Origin of the sequence: Bradyrhizobium sp. OAE829, from assembly GCF_040546575.1 — a bacterium.
Lineage (GTDB): Bacteria > Pseudomonadota > Alphaproteobacteria > Rhizobiales > Xanthobacteraceae > Bradyrhizobium.
On the sequence record NZ_JBEPOE010000001.1, the window covers coordinates 3,964,365 to 3,982,951 of the forward strand.

Genomic DNA, 18,587 nt, shown 5'->3' on the forward strand with positions numbered 1-18,587 from the left:
GCCGTCGGATTGTGGCAATTTGCGGCACCGCAACAAAGAAACCCTTAACCCGCACGGCCATTGCGGGCAACCTCCTTTGGCGCATGACGTTCCCCTGGGAGATGATGGTACCAAATCGGGACATTCTCTGTGACATCAGTCACATTTGTAATTCCCGCTGATTTGTATCATTTTCAATGGCTTGCAGGCCGGCGGTAGATTCGACGGCCCTCGGTTCACGGTTCCGGCGAAAAGAGACTGCATGGGCTTTCAATATTTCGCCGGCGCCGCCTACCGCGCGCTGACCGCCCGCAAGGACGGGCCGTCGCTGTATGACGTCTGCGATCCCCTGCTGCTGAACTATGCTGGCGGCGACCCCCATCTCGGAAAATTCTATCGGACCGCGCTCGGCAACCCCGCGCTACGTCCGCTGCTGCGCCGTACCGGCTTGCCGCAACTGCGCGACGAAGGCCGCCTGCAGTCGCTGCGCCAGGCGCTGACCCGCGCCCGCGACGACGACGCGCCGGACTGGGAAGCGGTCGGTCAACCCATCGCCGAACTGATGGAGAGCATCGAGATCCGTCACCCCAAGCCGGCGTCGGCGGTGGCGCCGGCAAAAGCGCCCGACCTCGTCGAGATCGAGTGCGTGATCCGAACCTGCGGGACGCATCTGCTGCGCTCGTTTGCCCGCAACGGCTTCATCCCGACCTATGCCGCGTTCAACCTGCTCGGCGATGCCGACATGGGCGGGCGCGAAATGCTGATGGCGCTGAGCGGGCTCAACTCGCGCGGCTACAAGAACTCGACCCTGCTGTTCAGCCTGGCGCGGATCTTCATCGCGCATTCGCCGGCCCGCGCCCTGATCAACCCGCCATGGACCGGCATCGCCGAGCCGATGTGGGAGCCGATGCAGATCCGGCACCGCTCGGCCTATTACGACGCCTTCTTCACCGAGGCGCTGCTCAGCTATGTCGAAACCGGCCTCGCCTCCGTGGACCAAACCGCTGCGTCGCGCCGCGCCATCTCGGAGATGGTCGATTTTTGCCTCGCCACCAGCGCCGAGGAAGTGCCCTCGCATGACGGCTCCACCGTGCGCGTCATCACCGCACTGGCGCCGCTGCCGCATCCGCGCTTTTCAAAGTTCTTTTCCCAGATCAAGCAGGATCTCGGCTTCGGCATCTACGTGCCGGACTGCGACACCACGGCGTGCTCGTTCTCGGCCGCGACGCAGGCCGGCTCGACCGATCCGATCCTCGACCAGCCGCTACTCGATTTCTACGCCGGCTATCAGGTCCGCAGCGGCGCCAACGAGCCGCGCGTGACGGTGCCGCTGAACGACAATGTCGAGTACGAGGGCGGCGTCGTGACCTGGATCGACAACCTCGCCGGCGACCGTCCCTACGGCAACGACCTCGATCCCACGCTCAACCTCGACATCCTCGAGGTCAGCTTCCGCAACCTCAGCCGCTGGAAGATCATCGAGACGCCGTCACGGCTGGAGACGGTTCACCGCATCATCGGCTTCCAGAAACGGCTGGTGGAAAGCGGCGCGTTTTCCAATCCGCGCTCGCATATCTATTATCTGCCGGAGCTATATTGCGCCTATTTCGGCCGCTGCTATGCGGCCTTCATCGCGCTGCCGCCGGCGGCGCGGATGGCGATCGATCCCGAAAACACCTTCGAGTTCATCCGCGGCCGCGTGCTGGCCTATGTCGAGGGCGAGTTGATCACCCACGAGATGAACGCCTTCGACGCGGCGCTGGCCCTGATGGCGCTGGCGCATCTCGGCGCCGACGCGTCGAGTTTTACGCCTGCGCTGCATTGTATCGTCGCCGCTGCCGGCGAAGGTGGTCGCCACGGTCCCTTCAAGGCCTATGAGTGGAACAAGATGAAGACCCCGACGCGCATCCTGGTCGGCGGCCCCGAGGTGACCTCGGCCTTCGTGCTGATGGGGCTTGCGCTGGCACGGGGGGTGATGATGCGGGGGAAAGGCGCATAACAGCGCATATCCCACGAAAGAGGGATATGCGGCACCGCGCAAACTCGTAAGCTGAGAAGAGTCGAAAGCGCCGATTTCTGACGGGAAGTTGAAAGCCATGCGGTCGCAGAGCACTGGCAAGCCGGCCTCAATGTCCGCACAATCCGCGCAATGATTGTGCACATTTCCGCGCCGGGATTGCCCATGAAGTCCAAGATTTGGAAGTCTAGGATTTGGAAGTCCAATATCTGGAAGATTTGGCTTTGTGCCGTCTTGACGTTGTTGCTGCCCACGATGGCGCACGCCGCCGACATCAGCGGCGTCCCGAAAATCCGCGAAGGCGATAAGCTTCAGATCGGCAATACCCGCATTCGGCTCGGCGGCATCGACGCGCCGGCGGTGGACCAGCTCTGTCTCAACAACAAGGGCGAACGCTGGACCTGCGGTGTCGCCGCGCGTGACGAAATGATCAAGCATTTCGGCAACAAGAGCTGGACCTGCCGTACCCGTAGCGTCGATCGCCGCGGCCGCACCGTGGCGCGGTGCGAGGTCGGCGGCGAGGACGTCCAGAAATGGCTGGTCGCCAACGGCTGGGCACTGGCGTTCACGCGTATTTCCCGCGACTATGAGGCGGATGAAAAGGCGGCGCGCGAGGCCAAGGCCGGCATGTGGCAGGGCGCCTTCATCGCGCCGTGGGACTGGCGCGCGCGCAACAAGAAGACCGCCATTCTCGGCGCCGTCAAGCCGCCCGAGAACGCCATCACCATCCTATTGGCATCAGCCTCCGGATCGGTCGCGCCGTCGCCCGACTGCACCATCAAGGGCAACGTCAACCGCTCCGGCGAGTGCATCTTCCACCAGCCCACCAGCCGCTGGTATGCGAAGATCGAGATGAAGATCAGCAAGGGCACGCGCTGGTTCTGCTCGGTCGAAGAGGCAGAAGCCGCGGGCTGCCGCGAGACCAAACGCTAGGAGCCTCCCTCTCCCCGCGAAGTGCGGGGCGAGGGAGAAGTGCCGCAACTCAACGAGCAACGCTGTGGCGCGCAAACAAGTTGATGGACCACTGCCAAAACATCGCGGCGGGCTGCGCCGCGCGGTTACGCTCACCCTGTTCATCCTTTGCGGCTATGGCCTGCTCGCCTATCTGATCCTGCCCGGGCTGTGGACGCATTATGAGCACCAGAAGGGCCTTGCGGATCTGCCGATGGTGACGCGCACGGGACAAGGCATTCCCGGCGATCCCATGAATGTCGGCCTGATCGGCGACATCAGTGACGTGGCCTGCGCGATGCATCAGGCCGGCTGGTATCCAGCCGATCCGATTACGCTCAAATCATCGATCGAGATCATAGGCTCCGTGCTGCTCGACCGCCCCTACAAGGATGCGCCGGTCAGCAATCTCTATTATCAGGAACGCCGCGAGGATCTGGCGTACGAAAAGCCGATCGGCGCCAGCGCCGACCGCCGCAACCACGTGCGCTACTGGAAGGTGCTGGACCAGGGCGAGGAAAAACGCCCGGTGTGGCTCGGCGCGGCGACGCAAGACCGCGGCGTCGGCGTCAGCCGATACACCGGCGCGGTGACGCATCACATCAGCGCCGATCTCGACGCCGAGCGCGCGCGGCTCAGCACCGACCTCGCAAATGCCGGCATGGTGACCGCGAAATACCAGGTGACCGGCATCGGGCCGACGATTGCGGGCTATAATGGCGGCGGCGACCTCTATTACACCGACGGCGAGATCTGGGTGTTGCGCCTGGTCGAGGCGTGCCGCAAGCGCGACGGCCCCGCCGTGACGATCCCGAGCCCGCCGGCGACCGAGCTGAAGGATCAGATCTGGCATGCGATCGCGGGGGCAATGGGAAAATAAGCTGCCATTTGCCGCCATTGCACGCGACAAACTCGGAGCAATTGCGCGAACGAGCAACGTCAGGAAGCGATCAAGTCTTTTTGCGGCCCTGGATTGCTTCGCTACGCTCGCAATGACGGTTTCAATCGATTATTGTCGTGCTCCAGTCCTACCAAACCTCGGGCGCCTTGATTCCGCGTTCCACCGATAAGGAATAAGAAAAATGACCGTTCGCGCGGGCCGGGAATTTCTGGCCATCCCCGGACCCACCACCATGCCCGACGAAGTGCTTCAGGCGATGCACCGTCCGGCGCTCGATATCTATTCCAAAGAGATGCTCGACCTGACGCACGGCCTGCTCGGCGATCTCTCCAAGCTGTTCGCGACCAAGGGCCACTCCTACATCTACATCGCCAATGGCCATGGCGCGTGGGAAGCAACGCTCTCCAACGTGCTGTCGCGGGGCGACAAGGTGCTGGTGCTGGAAAGCGGCCGCTTCGCGATCGGCTGGGGCAATGCCGCGGCCGCGATGGGCGCTGAGGTCGAGGTGCTGAAAGGCGACTGGCGCCGCGCGATCCGCCCGGCCGAAGTCGAGGCGCGCCTCAAGCTGGACAAGGAGCACAAGATCAAGGCCATCGTCGCCGTGCAGATCGATACCGCTTCGGGCGCTTATAACGACGTCGAAGCGATCGGCAAGGCGATCAAGGCGTCGGGTCATCCCGCGCTCTTCATGGTCGACACGGTTGCCTCGCTCGGCTGCGTACCGTTCGAGATGGACGCCTGGGGCATCGATGTCGCGATGTCCGGTTCGCAGAAGGGCCTGATGACGCCTCCGGGCCTCGGCTTCGTCGCCGCCAACGACCGCGCTCGCGAGGTGCACAAGAAGGCAAACCTGCGCACGCCATATTGGGACTGGACCGAGCGCGATGGCAGCGAGCATTACCGCAAATATGCCGGCACCGCGCCGGTGCATCTCCTGTTCGCGCTGCGCAAGGCGATCGATATGCTGCACGCCGAAGGCCTGGAAAATGCCTTCCTGCGCCACCGGCTGCTCGCCGAAGCGGTTCGCCGCGCGGTCGCGGTCTGGGCCGAGGGCCAGGTCATCGGCTTCAACATCGCGGAAGCAAACGAGCGCTCCAACACCGTGACGACGGTGACGATGAACGGCCATGACCCCGCCGCGCTGCAGCGCTATTGCAAGGAAAAATGCGGCGTGGTGCTTGGGACCGGCATTGGCGACCTCTCCGGCCAGGCATTTCGGATCGCGCATATGGGCCACGTCAACGCGCCGATGATCCTGGGCACGCTCGGCGTCATCGAAGTCGGCCTCAACGCCCTCAACATCCCCCACGGCAAGGGCGGAACCGAAGCCGCGATCGAATGGCTCGGCGAAAGTGTGAGCGCGTAGGACGCGTCATATCCAACACACCGTCATGCCCGGCCTTGTGCCGGGCATCCACGTCTTGGCCAACCTCACGCGAGAAAGACGTGGATGGCCGGGACATGGGCTAGCGGAAGCGACGCCGTCCTTCAGACGGCTATGCCCGGCCATGACGGAAACCATATGCAGCATTTTAAATCGCGCTCGACGCCATCTCTCTCACAATGTGAGAGAGATTCGAGGCGATGCGCTTGGATTCAATCCAACTAACTTCTGAAGCGAAGGCTTTCCCGCGCCTCGCATTTAGTGCTTATACTGTATGCCAGTGAAAGCCGGGCGCAGACTCCGGCGCAAGAAACGTTGGAGGATTCCGATTGGCGTCCGTCGAATTGCGCGGCCTGACCAAGCGATTTGGGTCGCTCGCGGTGGTCGATAACGTCTCGCTGCGGATCGATCACGGTCAGCTGGTTTGTCTGCTCGGACCATCGGGTTGCGGCAAGACCACGACGCTGCGGCTGATCGCGGGCTTTTTAGAACCCTCCGACGGCGAGATCCATGTCGGCGACCGGCTGGTGTCGTCGACGGCGCGGACGCTGCCGCCCGAACAGCGCAAGATGTCGATGATCTTCCAAAGCTACGCGCTCTGGCCGCATATGACGGTGACCGAGAACATCGTCTACGGCTTGCGCCTGCGCAAACTGGATCGCGATATCATCGCGAAGAAACTCGCCGCGATCCTGGCGACGACGAAACTCGAGGCGCTGGCGCAGCGTTACCCCGGCGAACTCTCCGGCGGCCAGCAGCAGCGCGTGGCGCTGGCGCGCGCGCTGATCGTGGAGCCGGAAACGCTGCTGCTCGACGAACCCTTGTCGAATCTCGACGCCAACTTACGCGAAGAGATGCGGTTCGAGATCCGCCGGCTGCATGACGAGTATCGCTACACCACGATCTACGTCACCCATGACCAATCGGAGGCGATGACCACGGCCGACATGATCGCGGTGATGAACGGCGGCAAGATCGACCAGCTCGGCACGCCCGAGGACATCTATGCGCGTCCCGAATCCGAATTCGTCGCGCGCTTCATCGGGGCCAGCAACGTGATCAAAGGCACCGCGCGCGACGGCAATCATGTCTCGTTCGCGGGCGCGACGCTGCAGGTGGTCGGTGCGCCGCTCACATCAGGCCAGAGCGCACCGGTTGCGATCCGTCAGCACGATATCCAGCTTTCGACGCAGACGCCCGCGGCGCCGCAAAATGCGATCAAGGCCACGGTCACGCGGCAGGTCTATCTCGGCGTGGCGCGCGACTACATGGTGGAGGTGGCCGACGGCACCTCGCTGCGCGTCACCACGCCGACCGCGAACAATGTCGCCAAGGGAACCGAAGTCTGGCTCACGCTGCCGCCCGACCGCTGCCGGGCGCTCAGCCGATAACGAGCCATCAGCCGACAGAGAACAAGAGGCGGAGGATGCAATGAAGCGAAAACTCTCAAGGCGCGAGGTGCTGCAGGGCTCGCTGAAAGCCTCGACGGCGCTGGCATTCGGAACCGTGTTCGCCTCCCCCGCGCGCGCACAGGCGCCGCCACCGGAAGCCATCACGCCGCAACTGATCGAAGCGGCGAAAAAAGAAGGCAAGGTAGTCTGGTACACCTCGATCGATCTGTCGGTATCCGAAAAGATCGCGGCCGCGTTCAAGGCAAAGTTCGCCGGCATCGAGGTACGCGTCGAACGCACCGGCGCCGAACGGGTGTTCCAGCGCATCGGCCAGGAATACGCCAGCAACGTGCACGCCGTCGATATCGCGAACTCGTCCGACGCCGCGCATCTCCTGGCATGGAAGCGGCAGGGCATCCTGCTGCCTTACGTGCCGGAGGACGTCGCCAGGCATTACAAGCCCGAGCACCGCGATCCCGACGGCACGTTTGCCGGCTTCCGCGCCACGCTGAGCCCGATCGCCTACAACACCAAACTGGTGAAGGCCGAAGACGCGCCGGCGAGTTTCAAGGACCTGCTCGATCCCAAATGGAAGGGCAAGATCGTCAAGGCGCATCCCGGCTATAGCGGCACGATCCTGACTGCGACCTTCGAGATGGTTCGCGACATCGGCTGGGAGTATTACGAACAGCTCGCGAAACAGAACATCATGCAGGTGCAATCGGCGACCGATCCGCCGAAGAAGCTGTCGCTCGGCGAGCGCAGCGTGATGGCCGACGGCACCGAGTACAATATCTTCCTGCTCAAGGAAGCCGGCCAGCCGGTCGAGGTGGTGTACCCCACCGAGGGCACGCCGTTCATCGTCGGACCCAACGGCATCTTCAAGGCGGCGCCGAATCCCAATGCGGCAAAGCTGTTCCAGAACTATTGCTTCACGCCGGACGCGCAGCGGATCATCATCGACGCCGGCGGCCTGCGGTCGCTGCATGCCCAGGTGAAGGAACATACCGGACGCAAGCCGCTCGCGGACATCAAGCTGATGAAGGAAGACGCCGCGGGCGCCGAGGCCCAGAGCGACGAGATCAAGGCGCGCTACCAGAAGATTTTCCGTGTTTGATGGAGACCGTCATTGCGAGCGCAGCGAAGCAATCCATGGCACGGCATAACGGATGGATGGATTGCTTCCGCCTTCGCTCTTCGTGCTTCGGCGGACAAGTCGTCGCTATGCTCCTCGCAATGACGGAGAGGGAGCCGAAATGATGCACAGGAATATCAACCGCCGCAGCATCCTAAAGGGCTCGACCGCGCTCGCGTTCGGCACCGTGTTCGCGTCGCCCGTTCGCGCCCAGGCGCCGGAACCGGTCGCGATCAACGCGGGCCTGATCGAAGCGGCCAAAAAGGAAGGCAAGGTCGTCCTGTATTCCTCGATGGACCTGCCGGTCGGCGAAAAGCTCGGCAAGGCGTTCGAGGCGGCTTATCCGGGAATCAGTGTGCAGATCGAGCGCTCCGGCTCGGAGCGGCTATTCTCACGAGTCGACCAGGAATTCGCCAGCAACATCCGCGCCGCCGACATCATCAACACATCGGACGCCTCGCACATCATCACCTGGAAGAAAAACGGCTGGCTGATGCCGTTCCTGCCGGAAGACGTTGCCAGGCATTTTTCGGAAACCTATCGCGATCCCGACGGAATGTCCGCGACCTCGCGCATCTACTTGTCGTCGATCGCCTACAACACCAACCTCGTAAAGCCCGAGGATGCGCCGAGGAGCTATGCGGACCTGCTCGATCCGAAATGGGCGGGCAAGATGGTCAAGGCCCATCCGTCCTATAGCGGCACCATTATGACCGCGACCTTCCAGCTGGTGCGTGAGCTGGGCTGGGGCTATCTCGAAAAACTATCGAAGCAGCGCGTGATGCAGGTGCAATCCTCGACCGATCCACCGAAGAAGCTCGCGCTCGGCGAACGTGCTGTCATGGCCGACGGCAATGAATACGGCGTCGTGCTTCTGAAGGAGGCCGGCCAGCCGGTCGAGCCGCTATATCCGACCGAGGGCACGCCGACGATCTCGGGGCCGACCGCAATCTTCAAGACCGCACCCCATCCGAACGCGGCAAAACTGTTCCAGGCCTGGCTGCACACGCGCGAGACCCAGCAATTCTTCGTCGACTACACCGCGCAATATTCGGCTCATCCGCAGGTGCAGTCGAAACCGGGGCGCCGCAAGCTTTCCGACATCAAGCTGATGAAGGAAGACGCTGTTGGCGTCGAGGCGATGACGGAAGAGATCAAGACGAAGTATGCGAGGTTGTTTCGGGTGTGATGACGACCCTCATGGTGAGGAGCCGCAAAGCGGCGTCTCGAACCATGAGGCCACAATGTGCCAGATCATCCTTCGAGACGCGGCGAAGACGCCGCTCCTCAGGATGAGGGAAACATCGGATCTGCTGACAGAATGACCCTCGCCGCCGACACCGCCCCCACCAAAGCCAAACTCGACTGGACCAAACCTATCCTGTGGCTGTTCGCGGCCGTCATGATCGTGCTGATCGTGATGCCGATGTCGTGGCTGGCGGTGTATGCCTTCACCGACAAGGCGCGCAACCCGACGCTGCAGAATTTCATCAAGCTGTTCACCGATCCGGATTTCCTCGATCCCTTAGCGACCACCGCGATCATCGCGACCATTTCGGCGACGATCTGCTGCATCATCGCCGCCCCGATCGGCTGGCTGGTTTCGCGCACCGACATGCCGGGACGGCAGACCATCCGCGCGCTGGTCACCGCCTCGTTCGTGACGCCGCCGTTTCTCGGCGCGGTAGCCTGGGAATTGCTGGCCGCGCCCAACAGCGGGCTGTTGAACCAGCTCTATCGGTTCCTGACCGGCGCCGGATCGGACGTGCATCTGTTCAACATCTATTCGCTGACCGGCATCATCTTCGTGATCTCCTGCTACACGTTTCCGTTTGTGTTCGTGCTGGTCGCCAATGCGCTCGACAACATGCCGGGCGAGCTCGAGGACGCTTCCGCCATTCTCGGCGGCAAGGCGTGGACCACGGCGCGGCGCGTCACGATCCCCCTCGCGCTGCCCGCATTGGTCGCCGGCGCGTTGATCGCTTTCCTGCAGGCGATGACGCTGTTCGGATCGCCGGCGATCCTGGCGCTGCCGGCCGGTTTCCACACCATGACCACCAAGATCTGGAGCCTGTTCCAGTATCCGCCCAAGCCCGAACTCGCCGCGGCGGCCGCGGTGCCGCTGTTGCTGCTGACGATCCTGCTGTTGCAGGGCCAGAAATTCCTGCTCGGCGGCCGCGGCTACTCTGTGGTGGGTGGCAAATATGGCGCGCCGCGCCAGGTCGAAATGAAGGGCTGGCGCTGGTTGGCGCTGGCGTTCTGCCTGATCGTGCTGCTCAACCCCGTGTTTCTGCCCTATCTGGCGCTGCTCAACGCCGCCTTCTCGCCGAACGCGACCACGCTGGTGACACCCGCGACCGCGACGCTGCACAACATCGTGTTCGTGTTCACCGAATTGTCGTCGACCCAGCTCGCGCTCAAGAACACCGTGATCCTCGGCGCCTCGACCGCGACCATCGGGACGTTACTGGCGCTGGTCATCGCCTATGTCACGACGCGGCGCGTAATCTCGGGGCATCGCTTTCTCGGCTTTCTCGCCACCGCGCCGATCGCGGTGCCCGGCATCGTGCTCGGCGTCGGCCTGTTCCTGAGCTACACGCGGCCGCCCTTCGTGCTGTACGGCACGCTGTGGATCCTGCTGCTGGCGTTCCTCACCATCAACCTGCCGTCGGCCTATCAGCAATTGCAGGCGGCGTTCGCGACCATCCACCCCGAACTCGAAGACGCCAGCCGCATCCTCGGCGCGACGCGGCTGCAGTCGCTGCGCCAGATCACCGCGCCGCTGCTGCGCACCGGCGTGATCGCAACCTGGTGCTTCATCTTCATCGGCGTGATGCGCGAATTGTCGGCCGCGATCGTGTTGTTTACGTCGCAGACCAAGGTGCTGTCGGTGCTGATCTACGACCTCAACGAAAGCGGCGACCTCGCCGCGATCGCGGTGCTCGGCATCGCGATGCTGATCATCACCTTTGCGGTGGTGCTCGCCGTCAACCGCATCCCGGGCGGCAACGCCGCCGCGCGGCTGCGCAATAGCTAGCCGACAACGTCCGCCCAAAGCAATCCCGTCTGGCAATTCGCGCTTTCGACCCGATATAATGCCCAACAGCCTCTTGCCGTCATTGCCGGGCTTGACCCGGCAATCCATCAGCTTGAAGAAGGCTTTCTTTTTGATGGATGCGCGGGTCAAGCCCGCGCATGACAATTGAGCAATTGGCAATACCGACTGAAACGAGGATCGCTTGACCCAATCGACGACCAAAGGCCGTTCACTGCAGGCGCCGGTGGCGCCGCGCCGCCCGCATTCCTTCACCACCCACGGCATCACGGTGACGGACGATTATGCGTGGCTAAAGGACGCCAAATGGCAGGAGGTGCTGCGCGATCCCTCGATCCTGGACAGCGACATCAGGCAATATCTGGAAAGCGAAAACGACTACACCGAGAGCCTGCTCGGCCACACCTCGCCGCTGCAGAAGAAACTGGTCGCGGAGATGCGCGGGCGCATCAAGGAAGACGATTCCAGCGTGCCATCGCCGGATGGCCCGTTCGCTTACCTGCGCAAATTCCGCGAGGGCGGCCAGCACGAGATGTTCGGCCGCACCCCGCGCGATGGCGGCGACGTGCAAATCGTGCTCGACGGCGATGCGCTGGCGGCATCCCACGGCTATTTCAAGTTCGGCGGTGCGCGGCATTCGCCCGACCACAAACTGCAGGCCTGGAGCGCCGACACCAAGGGCTCGGAATACTTTTCGATCCGGGTGCGCGACTGGGCCAGCGGCAGGGACTCTGACGACCTCGTCGAGGAAACCGATGGCGGCGTGGTCTGGAGCACGGACGGACAAAGCTTCTTCTACGTCAAGCTTGACGACAACCACCGGCCGATGCAGGTCTGGCGGCATCGCTTAGGCACCAAGCAGGCGGACGACACGCTGATCTATGAGGAACTGGACTCCGGCTGGTTCACCCATCTGCATGAGAGCTCCAGCGGACGCTTTTGCGTGATCGCCGGCGGCGACCACGAAACGTCCGAGCAGCGCTTGATCGATCTGGCGCATCCCGAGACACCGCCGCGGCTGGTCGCGGCGCGCGAGGAAGGCGTGCAGTATTCGATCGCCGACCGCGGCGACGAACTGTTCATCCTCACCAACGCCAATGATGCGATCGACTTCAAGGTGATGAGCGCGCCGCTGGCGGCGCCGGAGCGCGCGAACTGGCGCGATTTGATCCCGCATCGCGAGGGCATCTATGTGCTCGATGTCGAGCTTTACGCCGGGCACATGGTGCGGCTGGAGCGCGCCAACGCGCTGCCCGCGATCATCATCCGCGACCTTACATCGGGCGAAGAACACGCCATCGCCTTCGATGAAGCGGCCTATTCGCTCGACACGATGGGCGGCTATGAATTCGAAACTACCAATTTGCGGTTTTCCTATTCGTCGATGACGACACCGTCGGAAGTCTATGATTACGACATGGCGACGCGAGAGCGAGTGCTGCGCAAGCGGCAGGAGATTCCGTCCGGCCACAACCCGGCCGACTACGTCACCACCCGCATCATGGCGACGGCGCATGACGGTGCCAAGGTGCCGGTCTCGATCCTGCATCGCAAGGATCTCGTGCGCGACGGCAACGCGCCACTGCTGCTGTACGGCTACGGCTCCTACGGCATGGCGATGCCGGCCTCGTTCGCGGCCAACCGGCTGTCGCTGGTCGATCGCGGTTTTGTCTATGCCATCGCTCATATCAGAGGCGGCGCCGACAAGGGCTGGGGCTGGTACCTCGACGGCAAGCGCGAAAAGAAGACCAATACGTTCGACGACTTTGCCGCGGCGGGCCGTGCATTGATTGAGGCCAAATACACCAGCGCAAAGCGCATCGTCGGCCATGGCGGCAGCGCCGGCGGCATGCTGATGGGTGCGGTCGCCAACCGCGCCGGCGAATTGTTCGCCGGCATCGTCGCGGAGGTGCCGTTCGTCGACGTGCTGAATACGATGCTCGACGACACGCTGCCGCTGACGCCGCCGGAATGGCCGGAATGGGGCAACCCGATCGAGAGCGAAAAGGATTTTCAAACCATCCTGTCCTATTCGCCCTACGACAACATCGAAGCCAAGGACTATCCGCTGATCCTCGCGATGGGCGGACTGACCGATCCGCGCGTCACCTATTGGGAGCCGGCGAAATGGATCGCGCGATTGCGTGCGACCATGAAGGGCGGCGGCCCGGTGCTGCTGCGAACCAACATGGGCGCCGGCCATGGCGGCGCGTCGGGGCGCTTCAACCGCCTCGACGAAATCGCGATCGTGTCTGCGTTTGCGCTGTGGGCGGTGGGATTGGCCGAGAGCGCGGAGGTGTAACCTTCTCCGCGCGCTTGCAGCGTCAGACCGTCGCCAGACCAGGCGGCGGCGGCCATGTGCGCAGCGCCATCTCGGCGATCTTGCGCACTTGCTCCCGCGTGGTTCCGCCAGCCGCCTGCACCGCCATGCCCTGCAGGATCGCGGAGAGATAGGCCGCGAGATCGGCGGCGTCGGATCCCTCGGGTAGCTCGCCTTCGGCGATCGCCCGTTCGAAGCGATGGCGCAAATCCTGTTCGCCTTTGGCGCGGCGCGACACCAGTTCCTGCTTGATGGATTCGGCGGCATCGCCGCAGGTCAGCGCGCCCTGGACCGCCAGACATCCTGGCGGATGGTCGAGACCCGTGACAGCGTCGGCGCTTTCATACAACAGGTGCTCCACCACGGCGCGGATGTTCGGCTTGGCCAGCGCGACCTGGAAGTAACCGCCGGGCCCATCGACATATTTGTCGAGCGCCTTGCGAAACAGCTCTTCCTTGTTGCCGAACGCGGCATAGAGGCTTGGCTTGGTGATCCCCATGGTTTCGGTGAGGTCCGCGATCGACGCGCCTTCATAGCCTTTGCTCCAGAACACCTGGAGCGCCAGGTCGAGCGCCTTGTCGACATCGAATTCGCGGGGCCGTCCCATGGCCATGAGGGGGTCCTCCTCCAATTTCCTACCGATCGTTAGATAAGTGACTTGACAGGGGATGTCGATGGCCCATCTATACCGAGCGTTATGAATGTGTGCGCTGCAACGTAGACGTGGATCGGGTGTCATACCAGCTCCCGTCTGTTTCAAATCGGGGAACAGCGCCGAATGTCTGGGGTCATCATGAAAAATATTATCAAAAACAAACGTTTGGTTGGAACCGGGCTGGTTCTGGCCGCCCTGGCGATCGCCGCCGGCGCGACCTTCCTGAGCGGCCGAGGTGGCAGCGCGCAGGCCGTGGCGGCCGCAGCCGCGCCGACGGCCCTGCCGGTCTCGGTCTCCGTCGTCGCACCCCGGCAGACCGTGCCCTGGGACGAATTTTCCGGCCGGCTTGAAGCCGTCGAGCGGGTCGAAATCCGCTCCCGCGTCGCAGGCGCTATCCAGGAAATTCACTTTACGGAGGGTGCGCTGGTCAAACAGGGAGACCTGTTGATCCTGATCGATCCGTCGCTCTACGCGGCCGATGTGGCGCGCGCCGAAGGCCAGGTCGCCGCGGCCAGGGCGCGCCTGATCCTCACCAAGAGCGATTTCGAGCGCGGCCAGCAATTGACGGATTCGCGCACGATCTCGCAGCGGGATTTTGACGGTCGCGTCAACGCCTACCGCGAAGCCGAAGCCAATCTGAAGGCGGCCGAGGCGACGCTGCAAACGGCAAAGCTCAATCTCGGCTACACCGAAGTACGGGCCCCGGTCACAGGTCGGGTCGGCAAGCTCGAGATCACCGTCGGCAATCTGATCGCCGCCGGACCCGGCACGCCGGTGCTGACCACGCTGGTGTCGGTCAATCCAATTTACGCCAGCTTCAATGCCGATGAGCAGGTGGTGACGCGGGCGTTGCGGACGCTGGCGGATGAATCGACGCCATCAGAGATCGGGCGCATCCCGGTGCAGATGGGGACCGGCACCTCCGACGGCACGCCCTACAAGGGCCGGATGCAGCTGATCGACAACCAGGTCGATGCGCGCAGCGGCACGGTGCGCGTGCGCGCGGTATTCGACAACGCCGATGGACGCCTGATGCCCGGCCAGTTCGCGCGGCTGCTGATGGGACAGCCCAAAGCCGAGCCGGTGTTGCTGATCAGCGAGCGCGCCGTCGGCACCGACCAGAACAAGAAATTCGTGATGGTCGTCGACAAGGACAGCAAGGCGGAATATCGCGAAGTTGCCCTCGGCGTATCGATCGACGGCATGCGCGTGGTGACCGGCGGCCTGCACGCCGGCGAGCGCATCGTGGTCAAGGGACTGCAGCGCGTGCGTCCCGGTGCGCTGGTCGCGCCCGAGGTGGTCGCGATGGGCTTTGCTTCTCCTGCGACCGAGCTGGCGCAGCGCTAGCCATCTGATCCCGGTGCTCTTACGAGGGCACCGGGCAATATCCAAAAACAACAGAAGTGAACCAGTGGGGTCGGATCACGGTCGGCCGCGCCGGGACCCTTGCGCTTCGCAGCGCCGACATCAGCGAGACAGTGTCATGAACTTTTCCAGATTCTTCATCGATCGACCGATTTTTGCGGGCGTGCTGTCGACCCTGATCTTTGTGGCGGGCCTGCTGTCGCTGCCGGCGTTGCCGATCTCGGAATATCCGGAAGTCGCGCCGCCGACGGTGGTGGTGCGCGCGCAATATCCGGGCGCCAACCCCAAGGTCATCGCCGAAACGGTATCGACGCCGATCGAGGAGCAGATCAACGGGGTCGAAGGCATGCTCTATATGAGCAGCCAGGCCACGACCGACGGATTGATGACGCTCAACGTCACGTTCCGGCTCGGCACCGATCCCGACAAGGCACAGCAACTGGTGCAGAACCGCGTGGCGCAGGCCGAGCCGCGGCTGCCCGCCGAAGTCCGCACCCTCGGCATCACCACGATCAAGAGCGCGCCCGACCTCACCATGGTGGTGCATTTGCTGTCGCCGAACGGCCGCTACGACATGACCTATTTGCGCAACTATGCCGTGCTCAACGTCAAGGATCGGCTGGCGCGCATCGAAGGTGTCGGCCAGGTACAGCTGTTCGGGTCCGGAGACTATTCGATGCGGGTCTGGCTCGATCCGCAGAAGGTCGCCGAGCGCGGCCTGTCGGCTTCCGACGTGGTGCGCGAGATCCGCGCCCAGAACGTGCAGGCCGCCGCCGGCGTGGTCGGCGCGTCGCCAAGCGAAGTCGGGCTCGATTTGCAGCTTTCCATCAACGCGCAGGGACGACTGCAGACCGAGGAGGAGTTCGGCGAAATCATCGTCAAGAACGGCGCCAATGGCGAAGTCACGCGGCTGCGCGACATCGCCCGGATCGAGCTCGGTGCCGCGGACTATTCGCTGCGGTCGCTGCTGGACAACAAGTCCGCGGTCGCGGTGCCGATCTTCCAGTCGCCGGGTTCCAATGCGATCCAGATCTCCGACACCGTCCGCAAGATGATGGTCGAGCTGAAGGCGAACATGCCCGACGGCATGGATTACAGCATCGTCTATGACCCCACGCAGTTCGTTCGCGCCTCGATCGAGGCGGTGGTGCACACGCTGTTGGAAGCCGTTGCCCTCGTGGTGCTGGTGGTCATCCTGTTCCTGCAGACCTGGCGTGCGTCGATCATTCCGCTGATCGCGGTGCCGGTTTCCATCATCGGCACCTTTGCCGTCATGCATGTGTTTGGTTTCTCGATCAACGCGCTGACCCTGTTCGGACTGGTGCTGGCGATCGGTATTGTCGTCGATGACGCCATCGTCGTGGTCGAGAACGTCGAGCGCAACATCGAGCAGGGGCTGACGCCAAAGGAAGCGGCGTATCAGGCGATGCAGGAAGTGACCGGACCGATCATCGCGATCGCATTGGTGCTGATCGCGGTGTTCGTGCCGTTGGCGTTCATTACCGGATTGACCGGCCAGTTCTACAAGCAGTTCGCGCTGACGGTGGCGATCTCGACGGTGATTTCGGCGTTTAATTCGCTGACGCTGTCGCCGGCGCTGGCGGCGGTGCTGCTGAAATCCCACGACGCGCCAAAGGACATGCTGACTCGCGGCATGGACCGCGTGCTTGGCTGGTTCTTTCAGCGCTTCAACCGCTTTTTCCACCGCAGTTCCGAGGCCTATGGCGGCGGCGTCAAGCGTGTGATCTCGCGGCGCGCGATCGTGATGGTCGCCTATGTCGCGCTGATCGGCGTCACTTTTGGCCTGTTCAAGGCGGTGCCCGGCGGCTTTGTCCCCGGCCAGGACAAGCAATACCTGGTCGGTTTCGCGCAACTGCCTGACGGCGCGACGCTCGACCGCACCGAAGAGGTGATCCGCCGCATGGGCGATATCGCCCTGAAACTGCCGGGCGTCGAAAGCGCCGTGGCGTTTCCCGGTCTGTCGATCAACGGTTTTACCAACAGCTCTAATTCGGGAATCGTGTTCGTTACTTTGAAGCCTTTTGAAGAGCGCAAGGCCGCCAATCTCAGCGCGGGCGCGATCGCCGGCCAGCTCAACGGCAAGTTTTCCGCGATCCAGGAAGCCTTCATTGCCATGTTCCCGCCGCCGCCGGTGGCGGGGCTCGGCACCATCGGCGGCTTCAAGCTGCAGATCGAAGATCGGGCCGGGCTCGGCTATGAGGCGCTCAACGATGCCACCAAGGCGTTCATCGCCAAGGCCGGCGCCGCGCCGCAGCTGGCCGGGCTGTTCTCCAGCTATCAGGTCAACGTGCCGCAGCTTTATGCCGATATCGACCGCACCCGGGCGCGGCAACTCAGCGTGCCCGTCACCAGCGTGTTCGACACCATGCAGATCTATCTCGGCTCGCTCTACGTCAACGACTTCAACAAGTTCGGCCGCACCTATTCGGTGCGGGTGCAGGCGGACGCAAAATTCCGCGCCCGCGCCGACGACGTCGGGCTGTTGAAGGTGCGCTCCGACACCGGCGAGATGGTGCCGCTGTCGGCGCTGCTGAAAATCAAGGAGAGCGCCGGGCCGGAGCGCGCCATGCGTTACAACGGCTTCCTCACCGCCGACCTCAATGGCGGTGCGGCGCCCGGATATTCGACCGGGCAGGCTCAGGCAGCGGTGGAGAAGATCGCGGCAGAGACCTTTCCGAAGGGCATCGCGTTCGAGTGGACCGACCTGACCTATCAGGAAATCATTGCCGGCAATTCGTCGCTGATCGTGTTTCCGGTGGCGCTATTGCTGGTATTCCTGGTGCTCGCCGCCCAATACGAGAGCCTGACCCTGCCGCTGTCGATCATCATGATCGTGCCGATGGGATTGCTGGCGGCGATGCTCGGCGTCTGGCTCACCAGGGGCGACAACAACGTGTTCACCCAGATCGGGTTGATCGTGCTGGTGGGACTGTCGGCCAAGAACGCCATCCTGATCGTGGAGTTCGCGCGCGAGCTGGAGTTCGCCGGACGTACGCCGGTGCAAGCCGCGATCGAAGCCAGCCGCCTGCGGCTGCGGCCGATCCTGATGACCTCGCTTGCCTTCATCATGGGCGTGGTGCCGCTGGTGATCTCCACCGGTGCAGGTTCCGAGATGCGTCATGCCATGGGGGTTGCGGTGTTTTCAGGCATGATCGGCGTCACGGCGTTCGGCATCTTCTTTACGCCGATGTTCTACGTGCTGCTGCGCGCCTTGGCCGGTAACCGGCCGCTGACGCAGCATGGCGAGGCATCGGTGGGAAATATCGCGCGCCATCCGGCGGAGTGATGATCGCGTTAGACGCAACAATGGACTCGTCATGGCCGGGCTTGACCCGGCCATCTACGTCTTTCTTCGCCAAACGCCGTTAAGACGTGGATACCCGGGCATAGGCGAGCGGAAGCGACGCCGTCCT

At 63.3% G+C, this 18,587-nt stretch carries 12 protein-coding genes; 11 read left to right on the forward strand and 1 reads right to left on the reverse strand.

The genetic code is table 11. The features are described 5' to 3' along the window. Nucleotides 1–241: 241 nt before the first annotated feature. The 9 genes from ABIE49_RS19240 to ABIE49_RS19280 all read left to right on the forward strand — a co-directional run bounded on the left by ABIE49_RS19240 (nucleotide 242) and on the right by ABIE49_RS19280 (nucleotide 13,115). A complete protein-coding gene (locus tag ABIE49_RS19240) occupies nucleotides 242–1,978 on the forward strand; it encodes a hypothetical protein (protein ID WP_192735680.1) in 1,737 nt (578 codons plus the stop codon). Between the two features lie 273 nt (nucleotides 1,979–2,251). Further along, a complete protein-coding gene (locus ABIE49_RS19245) occupies nucleotides 2,252–2,929 on the forward strand; it encodes a thermonuclease family protein (RefSeq protein ID WP_502915999.1) in 678 nt (225 codons plus the stop codon). A gap of 64 nt (nucleotides 2,930–2,993) precedes the next feature. Beyond that, complete coding sequence (locus ABIE49_RS19250) at nucleotides 2,994–3,827, forward strand: LssY C-terminal domain-containing protein (protein WP_354066883.1); 834 nt, start codon at nucleotides 2,994–2,996, stop codon at nucleotides 3,825–3,827. Between the two features lie 202 nt (nucleotides 3,828–4,029). After that, complete coding sequence (locus tag ABIE49_RS19255; RefSeq protein WP_192735682.1) at nucleotides 4,030–5,214, forward strand: pyridoxal-phosphate-dependent aminotransferase family protein; 1,185 nt, start codon at nucleotides 4,030–4,032, stop codon at nucleotides 5,212–5,214. 347 nt (nucleotides 5,215–5,561) lie between these two features. After that, nucleotides 5,562–6,623: an ABC transporter ATP-binding protein gene (locus ABIE49_RS19260; protein ID WP_192735683.1), complete on the forward strand. Its 1,062-nt coding sequence runs from the start codon at nucleotides 5,562–5,564 to the stop codon at nucleotides 6,621–6,623. Nucleotides 6,624–6,663: 40 nt separating this feature from the next. After that, nucleotides 6,664–7,740 carry an ABC transporter substrate-binding protein gene (locus ABIE49_RS19265; protein ID WP_192735684.1) on the forward strand — a complete coding sequence of 359 codons (1,077 nt, stop codon included), beginning with the start codon at nucleotides 6,664–6,666 and terminating at the stop codon, nucleotides 7,738–7,740. Between the two features lie 139 nt (nucleotides 7,741–7,879). Beyond that, nucleotides 7,880–8,947, forward strand: a complete 1,068-nt coding sequence (locus ABIE49_RS19270; RefSeq protein WP_354066884.1) for an ABC transporter substrate-binding protein — start codon at nucleotides 7,880–7,882, stop codon at nucleotides 8,945–8,947. A 132-nt stretch (nucleotides 8,948–9,079) separates the two neighbouring features. Next, nucleotides 9,080–10,795 carry an ABC transporter permease gene (locus tag ABIE49_RS19275; RefSeq protein ID WP_192735685.1) on the forward strand — a complete coding sequence of 572 codons (1,716 nt, stop codon included), beginning with the start codon at nucleotides 9,080–9,082 and terminating at the stop codon, nucleotides 10,793–10,795. Nucleotides 10,796–10,997: 202 nt separating this feature from the next. After that, nucleotides 10,998–13,115: a S9 family peptidase gene (locus ABIE49_RS19280; RefSeq protein ID WP_354066885.1), complete on the forward strand. Its 2,118-nt coding sequence runs from the start codon at nucleotides 10,998–11,000 to the stop codon at nucleotides 13,113–13,115. A 22-nt stretch (nucleotides 13,116–13,137) separates the two neighbouring features. On the opposite strand, the gene ABIE49_RS19285 is transcribed toward ABIE49_RS19280, so the two are convergent. Beyond that, nucleotides 13,138–13,746 carry a TetR/AcrR family transcriptional regulator gene (locus tag ABIE49_RS19285; protein ID WP_192735686.1) on the reverse strand — a complete coding sequence of 203 codons (609 nt, stop codon included), beginning with the start codon at nucleotides 13,744–13,746 and terminating at the stop codon, nucleotides 13,138–13,140. A gap of 180 nt (nucleotides 13,747–13,926) precedes the next feature. On the opposite strand from ABIE49_RS19285, the gene ABIE49_RS19290 reads away from it, so the two are divergent. Together ABIE49_RS19290 and ABIE49_RS19295 are read left to right on the forward strand one after the other, a co-directional pair. Beyond that, the gene (locus ABIE49_RS19290) at nucleotides 13,927–15,135 is read left to right on the forward strand and encodes an efflux RND transporter periplasmic adaptor subunit (RefSeq protein ID WP_192735687.1); all 1,209 of its coding nucleotides are present in this window, start codon (nucleotides 13,927–13,929) and stop codon (nucleotides 15,133–15,135) included. 136 nt (nucleotides 15,136–15,271) lie between these two features. Continuing rightward, entirely contained in the window at nucleotides 15,272–18,460 is a 3,189-nt protein-coding gene (locus tag ABIE49_RS19295) for an efflux RND transporter permease subunit (RefSeq protein ID WP_192735688.1), read from the forward strand. Nucleotides 18,461–18,587 lie beyond the last annotated feature (127 nt).